Source organism: Arthrobacter sp. NPDC080086 (genome assembly GCF_040702285.1).
Genome location: NZ_JBFBKP010000015.1, coordinates 58,306 through 67,652 on the forward strand (window position 1 = coordinate 58,306; position 9,347 = coordinate 67,652).

Sequence of the window (9,347 nt, forward strand, 5' to 3'; positions counted from 1 at the left end):
GGGGGGTGTGGTTTGGGGCCTTGTTAATCTTCTTTGGGGTTTACGCCCCGGGGCGGGCGGCCCCGGCGTCGGGGGGGGCACCCGGCCGCCATCCGGGTCAGGCTAAGCCTGCTGGACATTGTCCTTGGCGTCGGCGGCGCGGTCCTTGACGTCGGCTACGGCCGTCTGGCCCTCGCCCTTGACGTTCTGGGCCGCGTCGGTGGCGGTGGCCTTGACGTTTTCCACGGCTGCCTGGGCGGGTTCCTTGAGACCCTCGGCCACGTGCTGTGCCGCCTGGCCCAGCTCCGTGGTGAGCGGCTCGGCTGCCGACTTCAGTGCATCGGCGGCCTCCCGTTCCTTCTGGCTGGCCGGGATCAGGGCGGAGACCAGGAGGCCGGCGCCGAAGGCGATGAGGCCTGCGGCGAGCGGGCTGCCCTGGGTCTTGGCCTTCACCTGGTGGGGTGCGTCGGAAACAGCAGAGCCGGCATCGCTGAAGTGCGCTCCGGTGCTGCTGCCGGCGTGGTCGGCTGCTCCCATGACTTTCTCCTTCGCTCCGAAGACTGCGTCTTTGACCTTGTCGGTCTGGCGCTGGACGATGTTGGACGGGGTGACCTTGTCCGCCACGGCGTCGACGTTGGTTCCGAGCCGTGCGCGGGTTGCTTCGATGTCGGCACGGATGGCATCCGGGTTCTGACTCATTGTCTTTCCTCGCTTTAGTGGCTGGGCTTGAGAGTGGGGGGAATTTCCTGGATGGTCTCGGCGGTCTGGGGAAGGCCCTTCATCGCCTTGAGCTCCTTGCGGCCCATGGAGGCCATGACGGCGCCGATGATGCCCCAGATGACGGCGACAATGACGCCGGACCATCCGAGTCCCATCAGGGTTCCGAGGCCCCACCAGAGGGCCAGGGAGAGGAACAGCAGGACAAAGTGGCCCGCCACTCCGGCGCCGGCCAGCAGGCCGCTGCCTTTCCCGGCCCGGCTGGTGGTCTGCTTCAGTTCCGCCTTCGCGAGCTCCAGTTCCTGGCGCATCAGGGTGGAAAGATCCCGGGTGACGTCCCCGAGCAAATCACCCAGGGAGGTGGTCTCCGCTTTCACGTGGGCGTCCGTGGCCTGGGCGTGGGCGCCCAGCGGCATCTCGGTGCTCATCGGCGTCCGCCGTCGAACGGGTCCTTACGGTCCGGGTCGACGCCGGGATCGACGCGGTACGGATCCGCCTCCAGCGGGTCCTCGGCCCAGCTCCCGGCGTGGGCGCCGGAGCCCTCTCCCTCCAGCGGGTTGGGCGGGTAGGTGTCCGCGTGGGCGGCCGTGGTGGCTTCCGGGTACTGCACCGGCGGCGGCGGAACCGCGACGCCGGCATCGGGCACCCGGGTGACGGGCTGCGGTGCGCGGGAGGCGGCGCCGGCGGAGCCGTTGGCGGACTGCTCCGGGGCACCGGCGCTGAGGTTGCGGCTCAGGCGTCCGGCCAGGATGCCGGCGCCGGCGGCTGCCAGCAGGAAGGCGCCGGGACGCTGGCGTGCAAAGGACTTGACCTCGGTCAGGAGCGAGCCCGGATCCCGGTTCTCGAGCCAGGTGGCGACGGAGGCGGAGCGCTCGGCGGCCTGGCGGACCAGGTCGGTGGCTACGCCGGGCTGATCAGAGGCGCGGGCCATGGTGTGGAGTTCGCTGGAGATCGAGTGCAGGCCCTGGGCTGCCTTCTGCTGCTGGTTGCCGGCCTGCTCGGTGAGGTCCGTTCGGGCCTGGTCCAGCAGGTTGCGGGCGTTGCTCTTGACCTCGGAGGCGACGTTGGCTGCCTCGGTCTTGGCGGTCTCGGCGACGTTCTGGGCCGAGTCAACGGCCTGGTCCTTGACCTCGGCGGCCTCATCCTTGGCCGCGTCGGTCTTGGACGACGTTCCGGTTCCGCCGGTGCTGTACGAGTCGGTGCTGTAGGAGTCAGTGTCGAAGGAGCCGGTGCCGGAGGACGCCTGTCCGCCAGCGTAACCGCCGGTGGTCCCTGCAGCCGGGTACTCCGTCGCGGGGTAACCCGTGCCGGCATGCTCCGTGCTGACATGCTCCGTGCCGGAGTTTGCCGCCGATGGGAACGTGGTGCGGGGGCGTAGCTCGTCCTGCGCGTCACCCGGCGTGCCGTAGGTGCCGTCCTGGGGCCATTGGTTCTCTGTCATCGTCGCTCTCTTTCCTTGAAGATCCGCTTTTAGATCTGAGGCCCGGCCGCCGTGCGGCAGCACCGGAACCCGAATAGTAAGCATGATTACTAACAAATAGTAAGCAAACTTTGCTTCCATTCACAAGGGCCGCCCGGGACTTGGTCCGGGACGGGCCGATAGGGTTGGGGCATGGGCGAGAGGGCTGACGGCTGATGGCGAAGAAGGGCAGGGCCGCCCGGCGCGGAGCCGCCGCGGCCGAGGAAACGCAGGGGCGGCAGGCCGGTTCCGGGGCCCCCGACACGGCAAGGGGGGCGGGTAAAACCGGGCCCGTGGCGGGTGTCTACACCATCGATACCGGAGACTGCGAACTCGCTCCGGACCAGGACAATTCCACCGGCTGGCTGCTGCGGATCAACGGCGTGATGAGCTCCCATATCGACCTGGCGGACCCGTTGTTCCTGGACTTCGAATACATGCGCTGGATTGCCGCCCTGGTCGAGTCCCGCTGGCCGACGGCGGCCTCGCCCCGGCTGCGTGCGCTGCACCTGGGCGGCGGGGCGTGCTCGCTGGCCCGTTACGTCCATGCCGCCTACCCGGAGGCCCGGCAGGTGGTGGTGGAGCTGGATGGCAAGCTGGCGGAATACGTCCGCGGCTGGTTCGACCTGCCCAAGGCCCCGCTGCTGCGGCTCCGGGTCGGGGAGGCCCGGGAGGTCACCGAATCGCTGACGCCCGAAACCCGGGACCTGATCATCCGGGACGTTTTCGCGGGCTCACAGACCCCGCGGCCGCTGACCACCGCCGAGTTCGTTGGCCATGCCAAGCGTCTCCTGGGCCCGGGCGGCGTCTACGTCGTTAACTCCGGGGACGCCCCTGCGCTGACCAACGCCCGCGAGGACGCGGCCGCCATCGCCGGGGCCTTCCGGCACACCGTCATCATCGCCGACCCGGCCATGCTCAAGGGGCGGCGTTACGGCAATATGATCATCGCCGGGAGCGACGAACCGCTCGGTGGGGATCCGGGCCTGGCCCGGCGGCTGCTGGGCGGCGGCGTGCCGGCTCACCTGTGGGACGACGCTCGGGTCCGCTCCTTTGCCGCCGGCGCGGCCGTCCGGCACGACGCCGCCCCCGCCTCCCTGGAGAATCCAGCCCAGCCGGAGAGCCCGGCGCAGCCCTAAGCCCGGCCCGTGCCGCGGCCCATCAGCGCGTCGTGGTGCGCGTCCGTCCCCTCGCGGAGGGCCTGGACGACGGCGGCCACCGCGGGCCGGCGGAGCGAATCGGGCCGCAGCACCATCCAGTAGGGCAGCATCTCGGCGACCTGGTCCGACACCAGCCGCACCAGGTCCGGGTGCAGGTCCGCGGCGAAGCAGGGCAGGAACCCCACCCCGGCGCCGGCCCGGGTGGCCTCGATGTGCACGAAAACGTTGGTCGAGCTGAGCCCGTCGCGCATGGTCGGCACCAGCCTGCGCGGGGCATCGAGGTCATCCACCTGCAGCATCGAGTCGACAAAGTAGACCAGCGGGTGGCTCTCCAGTTCGGCGAGCGAAGCGGGCGTTCCGTGCTCGGCCACGTAATCGCGGGAGGCGTACATCCCCAGCATGTACTCGCCCAGCCGCGAGGCCTCGGCGCGGTGCACCTGCGGTTCGCCCACCACCACCTCGATGTCCAGGCCGGAGCGCTGCTGCAGTGCCCGCCGGGTCACGGTGATGATTTCCACGCTCAGCCCGGGGTGCTGGTGGCGCAGCTTCGCCACCGCCGGGGCGGCGATGTAGGCGCTGAAGGCATCCGTCGCGGTCATCCGGACGACGCCGGTCACCGGGTCCGGCGTCTTCCCCGGTTCCTCGAGGGAGCGCACGGCGCCCTCCACCTCCTCGGCGACGGCGACGGCGGCGGCTCCCAGGTCCGTCAGCTCCCAGCCGCCCGCGGCGCGGGAGAGGACCCGCCCGCCCAGCGCCTTCTCCAGGGCGGCGATCCGGCGCGAGACCGTGGTGTGGTTCAGGCCCAGGGACTGCGCCGCCGTCGTAAATTTCGCCGAGCGGGACACGGCAAGCAGCACCAGAAGGTCGTCCGGATTGAGATTCATATCTGCAATTCTGCACACACATCGTGCCGCTTTGGCCATTGAGCGGCGGCGAATCTGCGGCGATACTCGATGAAGCCCATTTTCAGTGCCGTGCATCACAGCTGATTGCACCGCGACGGTAAGCACCACACACTGTGTCGCCGTGGACACCTAGGAGTTACTTATGAGCGTAGAACAGCGCTCCGCAACACCGCCTGCCGCCCGCAAGGGCGAGGGCCTCAAGAAAATCGTCGCCGCCTCCATGGTGGGAACGGTCGTCGAGTGGTACGAATTCTTCCTCTACGCCACCGCAGCCACCCTGGTCTTTGGCAAGTACTTCTTCCCGTCCACGGGCAACGACCTGGACGGCATCATCCAGGCCTTCCTGACCTACGCCGTCGGCTTCGTCGCCCGGCCGCTGGGCGGCATCGTCTTCGGCCAGATCGGCGACAAGCTGGGCCGCAAGCCCACCCTGCAGCTCACTATCGTCATCATCGGCGTGTCCACCTTCCTGATGGGCTGCCTCCCGGGCTTCGTCGACATCGGGTACCTCGCCCCGGCCTTGCTGGTCATCCTGCGCTTCATCCAGGGCTTCGCCCTGGGCGGTGAGTGGGGCGGCGCCGTCCTCCTGGTTGCCGAGCACAGCCCCAACGAGGGCCGCGGATTCTGGGCCAGCTGGCCGCAGGCCGCCGTGCCGGTGGGCAACCTGCTGGCCACCCTGGTGCTGTTCATCATGTCCAACACGCTCAGCGCCGCGGACTTCCTCGGCTGGGGCTGGCGCGTGGCGTTCTGGCTCTCCGCCGTGATCGTCTTCGTCGGTTACTACATCCGCACCAACGTTTCCGAGGCGCCGATCTTCCTTGAGGCCAAGGCGCAGCTGGAAGCCGAGCAGGCCGCCAGCTACGGCGTCCGCGAGGTCATCCGCAAGTACCCGAAGGGCATCCTGCAGTCCATGGGCCTGCGCTTCGCCGAGAACATCATGTACTACCTGGTGGTCAGCTTCTCGATCGTCTACCTGAAGACCGTGGACAAGTACGACACCTCGTCCCTGCTGCTGGCCCTGCTGATCGCGCACCTGGTGCACTTCCTGGTCATCCCGCAGATCGGCCGTCTGGTGGACAGCTGGGGCCGCAAGCCGGTGTACCTCGTCGGTGCCATCTCCGGCGCCACCTGGCCGTTCTTCGCCTTCCCGATGTTCGACACCAAGAACGCCGTCGTCATCGTCCTGGCCGTGACCATAGGCCTCTGCCTGCACGGCTTCATGTACGCCGGCCAGCCGGCCCTGATGGCCGAGCTGTTCCCCACCCGGATGCGTTACGCCGGCGTCTCCCTCGGCTCCCAGGTCACCTCGATCTTCGCCGGTTCGCTGGCACCGCTGCTGGCCACCGCCTGGCTGAAGGACACCAACTCCTGGCTGCCCACCGCCATCTACCTCGTGGTGGCATGTGTCATCACCGCGGCCACCGTGCTGACCCTGAAGGAAACCAAGGGCATCGCACTGGAGGACGTGGACCGGGCCGACGCCGAGCGTGAAGGCCTGGCCGTAGCCGCCGTCCGCTGACCCGGACAGCAGCACCCGCAGCACTCGTCAAATTCTGAACTGGAAGGCTGGGTATATGGAAAACTCACTCAACGGCCGCAAGGCCCTGGTCACCGGCGGAGCGAGCGGCATCGGCGCGGCTACGGTCCGCGCCCTGGCCGCCCGCGGCGCGAAGGTGGTGGTGGCCGACGTCAATGAGGCCGCCGCGACCGCCCTCGCGGACGAGGTGGGCGGCTCCGCTTGGGCCGTCGACCTGTTCGACACCGACTCTCTGCAGTCGCTCAGCCTGGACTGCGACATCCTGGTCAACAACGCCGGGATCCAGCGGATCAGCCCCATCGAGGACTTTGATCCGGCCGATTTCCGCCGGATCCTGACCCTGATGCTGGAGGCTCCGTTCCTGCTGATCCGCGCCGCGCTGCCGCACATGTATGCGAACAACTTCGGCCGGATCATCAACCTCTCATCGGTCCACGGGCTGCGGGCCTCGCCGTTCAAGAGCGCCTACGTCTCGGCCAAGCACGGCCTGGAGGGCCTGAGCAAGGTTACGGCGCTGGAGGGCGGCGCGCACGGCGTCACCTCCAACTGCGTCAACCCGGGCTACGTCCGGACCCCGCTGGTGGAGTCGCAGGTGGCGGACCAGGCCAAGGTCCACGGCATCCCCGAGTCCGAGGTGCTGGCCAAGATCATGCTGACCGAGGCGGCCGTGAAGCGGCTCGTGGAACCGGAGGAGGTCGCCTCGTTGGTGGCCTGGCTGTCCTCCGACGACGCCGGCATGGTCACCGGCGCGAGCTACACCATGGACGGCGGCTGGTCCGCCCGCTAGGGGCGGCCGGCTGACGGTTCCGAAAGAGGGAAGATCGGTGGGAATTCGTCCGGGCGCGATGCCCGGGCGGATTTCTGCCGTTAAGCGGGAGTGGGGGCGCCGGCGAGCCGGCAACCCCGCCCCGATGCCCCGCGTCCCGGGTCCCGGCGCGGGCCTCGCTAGGCTGGGCCCATGCGCAAGGATTTCAGCCCCTCGGACCTGTCCTCCGCCGAGTTCTACCGGCTGCTCACGGCCCTGGTGGTGCCGCGGCCCATCGCGTGGGTCTCCAGCACGTCCGCGGGGGGTGTGGACAACCTCGCGCCGCATTCGTTCTATACGGTGGCGTCGGTGACGCCACCCATCCTCCAGTTCACCTCGGTGGGCCGGAAGGACACGTTGCGGAACATCACGGAGCGCGGGGAGTTCGTGGTGAACTTCGCACCCGTCTCGCTCATGGCCGAGGTCAATGCCACCGGAACGAATTTTCCGGCCGACGTGAGCGAGTTCGACGCCGCCGGCCTCACCCGGGAGCCGGGCAGGACGGTCTCCGTGCCGCGTGTGGCCGAGTCGCCCGCGGCTTTCGAGTGCCGGCTTCACGCGACGCAGCCGATGGGGGATTGTGTCCTGATTTTCGGGGAGGTCACCCATGCCGTGGTGGCCGGGGACGTCCTGGCCGGTGACCATCCGCTGATCGACCGGCTAGGCCCCCTGTCCCGGCTGGGCCGGGACGAATGGGGCCTGCCGGGACCTGTTGAGGAACTCAAGCGGATCCGCCGGTCCGAGTGGCCGGGCTCTTTCCGCCGTCGCGACGAACGCGGCGCCTAGCCGGTTCTTCTGTGGTGGCGGTGAGCCGCCGTCAGCCTTCGCAATCGGTGCAGTAGGCGTGACCGTCCTTTTCGCGGGCGATCTGGGACCGGTGCCGGACCAGGAAGCAGGAGTAGCAGGTGAACTCGTCGGAGGCCTGCGGGATCACCTGGACGATCAGTTCCTCGCCCGAAAGGTCGGCGCCGGGGAGTTCGACGCCGTCGACCGTGTCGGCCTCGTCGAGTTCCAGCACGACGCTGCGGGCGTCGGGGGAGTTGGCGGACTTCAGGGCTTCGAGGGAAGCGTTGCGGGATTCGGCGACGTCGGGGCGTACTTCGTCGTAGTCGGTTGCCACGTGTGGTGTGCTCTTTTCTTTGCTGTCTGGTTGCTGGTTCAGGTACAACGCGCTCGACCCCCATTTTGTGCCCGCTCGCCGAAATCTCTTTCCCTGCCATCTCTTGGAGGCCGTCCGGGCCCATGCTCCCGGGCGCCCCCGGCCCGGATTGCCAGCGCTTGCAACATACCCCCGGGGGTATTATCGTTGTGTGTAGACCACCGGAGGATCCTCCTCCTGGACGCCAACGAAAGAGAGTCCCATGCTTATCGAGCGCATCTATGACGAAGACCTCGCCCAGGCCAGCTACTTCATTGGCTGCCAGGCAAAGGGCCGGGCCCTGGTGGTCGATCCCCGTCGTGATATCGCCGTGTACAAGAACCTGGCGGCGGCCAACGGGATGACCATCGTCGCGGTGACCGAGACCCACATCCACGCCGACTTCCTCTCCGGCACCCGCGAGCTGGCCGCCGCCACCGGCGCCACCGCGTACGTCTCCGGCGAGGGCGGGGCGGACTGGCAGTACGGCTTCGACGCCGAGCGCCTCAACGACAACGACGAGATCACCCTCGGCAACATCACCGTCAAGGCCCTCCACACCCCGGGCCACACCCCGGAACACCTCTCGTTCCTCATCACCGATGGCGCGTTCGCGGACCGGCCCGGCTACCTGCTCTCCGGTGACTTCGTGTTCTCCGGCGACCTAGGCCGCCCGGACCTCCTCGACGAGGCCGCCGGCGGCGTCGACACCCGCTTCGAGGGCGCCAAGCGGCTCTTCGCCAGCCTGCGGGACAAGTTCCTGACCTTGCCGGACCACGTCCAGGTCCACCCGGGCCACGGCGCCGGCAGCGCCTGTGGCAAGGCTCTCGGCGCCATTCCGTCTTCCACTGTGGGCTACGAGCGCCTCTACGCCTGGTGGGGCCCGTATCTGGCGGCCAACGACGAGGAAGGCTTCATCAACGAACTCCTCGACGGCCAGCCGGATGCGCACGCCTACTTCGCCCGCATGAAGCGCGAAAACCGTGAAGGCCCCGCCGTTATGGGCGAGCGTGCACCCCTGGCAGAGTTGGATACGGCCGACGTCGCCAAGGATCTCGCCGCGGACAAGGTCATCTTCGTTGACACCCGCGCCAACGCCCAGGTCCACGAGGGCACCGTCACCGGTTCGGTCAACGTCCCCGCCGGCAAGTCCACCGCAAGCTTCGGCGCCTGGGTGGTCGACCCCGAAAAGGACAAGGCCCCGCTAGTCCTGCTCGCCCCGGACCAGACCGCTGCAATGGAGATGTGGGACCACCTGGTCCGCGTCGGCATCGACAAGGTCGCCGGGTACGTCACCGGGCTCGAAGGCCTGCCGATCTCTGTGCCGCGTCTGATCCAGCCCGAGGAACTCGAGGGCTTCGAGGCCGCCATGGTGCTGGACGTCCGCAACAAGACCGAGCACGCGGCCGGCCACATCCCCGGCTCCTACCAGCTCAGCGGCGGCCGCATCATGTGGCACCTGGACGAACTCCCGGCGAAGGGCACCATCGTCTCCTACTGCCAGAGCGGCGTCCGGAACTCCGTAGCGGCCAGCGCCCTGCGCCGCGCCGGCTACGACGTCGTCGAACTCGACGGCAGCTACGCCGCCTGGGCGGCACAGCAGCAGAAGTCCGCCATCAACGCCGGCTGATCACTGCATAAATAGGG

Annotated in this window: 10 protein-coding genes; 5 read left to right on the top strand and 5 right to left on the bottom strand. The window is 68.6% G+C overall.

The features are described 5' to 3' along the window. Positions 1-102 precede the first annotated feature (102 nt). From AB0305_RS07910 to AB0305_RS07920, 3 genes are read right to left on the bottom strand one after another with little or no spacing between them, the layout of a single operon-like run. Complete coding sequence (locus tag AB0305_RS07910) at positions 103-678, bottom strand: DUF3618 domain-containing protein (RefSeq protein WP_364136162.1); 576 nt, start codon at positions 676-678, stop codon at positions 103-105. A gap of 14 nt (positions 679-692) precedes the next feature. After that, the gene (locus AB0305_RS07915; RefSeq protein WP_364136165.1) at positions 693-1,124 is read right to left on the bottom strand and encodes a phage holin family protein; all 432 of its coding nucleotides are present in this window, start codon (positions 1,122-1,124) and stop codon (positions 693-695) included. Beyond that, positions 1,121-2,137: a hypothetical protein gene (locus AB0305_RS07920; RefSeq protein ID WP_364136168.1), complete on the bottom strand. Its 1,017-nt coding sequence runs from the start codon at positions 2,135-2,137 to the stop codon at positions 1,121-1,123. Before AB0305_RS07920 ends, AB0305_RS07915 begins: the two co-directional genes overlap by 4 nt. A gap of 194 nt (positions 2,138-2,331) precedes the next feature. Here AB0305_RS07920 and AB0305_RS07925 point away from each other — a divergent pair, with 194 nt between their 5' ends. Further along, complete coding sequence (locus AB0305_RS07925; RefSeq protein ID WP_364136170.1) at positions 2,332-3,294, top strand: fused MFS/spermidine synthase; 963 nt, start codon at positions 2,332-2,334, stop codon at positions 3,292-3,294. On the opposite strand, the gene AB0305_RS07930 is transcribed toward AB0305_RS07925, so the two are convergent. Beyond that, positions 3,291-4,199 carry a LysR family transcriptional regulator gene (locus AB0305_RS07930; protein ID WP_364136173.1) on the bottom strand — a complete coding sequence of 303 codons (909 nt, stop codon included), beginning with the start codon at positions 4,197-4,199 and terminating at the stop codon, positions 3,291-3,293. The genes AB0305_RS07925 and AB0305_RS07930 overlap by 4 nt on opposite strands. A 163-nt stretch (positions 4,200-4,362) precedes the next feature. Between AB0305_RS07930 and AB0305_RS07935 the strand changes: the two genes are divergently transcribed. The 3 genes from AB0305_RS07935 to AB0305_RS07945 all read left to right on the top strand — a co-directional run bounded on the left by AB0305_RS07935 (position 4,363) and on the right by AB0305_RS07945 (position 7,348). Next, positions 4,363-5,739: an MFS transporter gene (locus AB0305_RS07935; RefSeq protein ID WP_364136174.1), complete on the top strand. Its 1,377-nt coding sequence runs from the start codon at positions 4,363-4,365 to the stop codon at positions 5,737-5,739. A 55-nt stretch (positions 5,740-5,794) separates the two neighbouring features. Beyond that, complete coding sequence (locus AB0305_RS07940) at positions 5,795-6,544, top strand: 3-hydroxybutyrate dehydrogenase (protein ID WP_364136176.1); 750 nt, start codon at positions 5,795-5,797, stop codon at positions 6,542-6,544. 171 nt (positions 6,545-6,715) lie between these two features. After that, positions 6,716-7,348 (top strand): flavin reductase family protein, encoded by a 633-nt coding sequence (locus tag AB0305_RS07945; RefSeq protein WP_364136178.1) that lies wholly within the window; start codon positions 6,716-6,718, stop codon positions 7,346-7,348. Between the two features lie 31 nt (positions 7,349-7,379). On the opposite strand, the gene AB0305_RS07950 is transcribed toward AB0305_RS07945, so the two are convergent. Next, positions 7,380-7,682, bottom strand: a complete 303-nt coding sequence (locus tag AB0305_RS07950; protein WP_290256887.1) for a DUF4193 domain-containing protein — start codon at positions 7,680-7,682, stop codon at positions 7,380-7,382. Positions 7,683-7,923: 241 nt separating this feature from the next. On the opposite strand from AB0305_RS07950, the gene AB0305_RS07955 reads away from it, so the two are divergent. Continuing rightward, positions 7,924-9,330 (top strand): MBL fold metallo-hydrolase, encoded by a 1,407-nt coding sequence (locus tag AB0305_RS07955; protein WP_364136180.1) that lies wholly within the window; start codon positions 7,924-7,926, stop codon positions 9,328-9,330. The last annotated feature ends 17 nt before the right edge of the window (positions 9,331-9,347 follow it).

What these genes read in the sequence shown, in the direction of transcription:
- AB0305_RS07915 (WP_364136165.1), bottom strand. Translation starts at nt 1,124, where the DNA reads ATGAGCACCGAGATGCCGCTGGGCGCCCACGCCCAGGCCACGGACGCC.
- AB0305_RS07910 (WP_364136162.1), bottom strand. Translation starts at nt 678, where the DNA reads ATGAGTCAGAACCCGGATGCCATCCGTGCCGACATCGAAGCAACCCGC.
- AB0305_RS07945 (WP_364136178.1), top strand. Translation starts at nt 6,716, where the DNA reads ATGCGCAAGGATTTCAGCCCCTCGGACCTGTCCTCCGCCGAGTTCTAC.
- AB0305_RS07955 (WP_364136180.1), top strand. Translation starts at nt 7,924, where the DNA reads ATGCTTATCGAGCGCATCTATGACGAAGACCTCGCCCAGGCCAGCTAC.
- AB0305_RS07925 (WP_364136170.1), top strand. Translation starts at nt 2,332, where the DNA reads ATGGCGAAGAAGGGCAGGGCCGCCCGGCGCGGAGCCGCCGCGGCCGAG.
- AB0305_RS07935 (WP_364136174.1), top strand. Translation starts at nt 4,363, where the DNA reads ATGAGCGTAGAACAGCGCTCCGCAACACCGCCTGCCGCCCGCAAGGGC.
- AB0305_RS07920 (WP_364136168.1), bottom strand. Translation starts at nt 2,137, where the DNA reads ATGACAGAGAACCAATGGCCCCAGGACGGCACCTACGGCACGCCGGGT.
- AB0305_RS07940 (WP_364136176.1), top strand. Translation starts at nt 5,795, where the DNA reads ATGGAAAACTCACTCAACGGCCGCAAGGCCCTGGTCACCGGCGGAGCG.
- AB0305_RS07930 (WP_364136173.1), bottom strand. Translation starts at nt 4,199, where the DNA reads ATGAATCTCAATCCGGACGACCTTCTGGTGCTGCTTGCCGTGTCCCGC.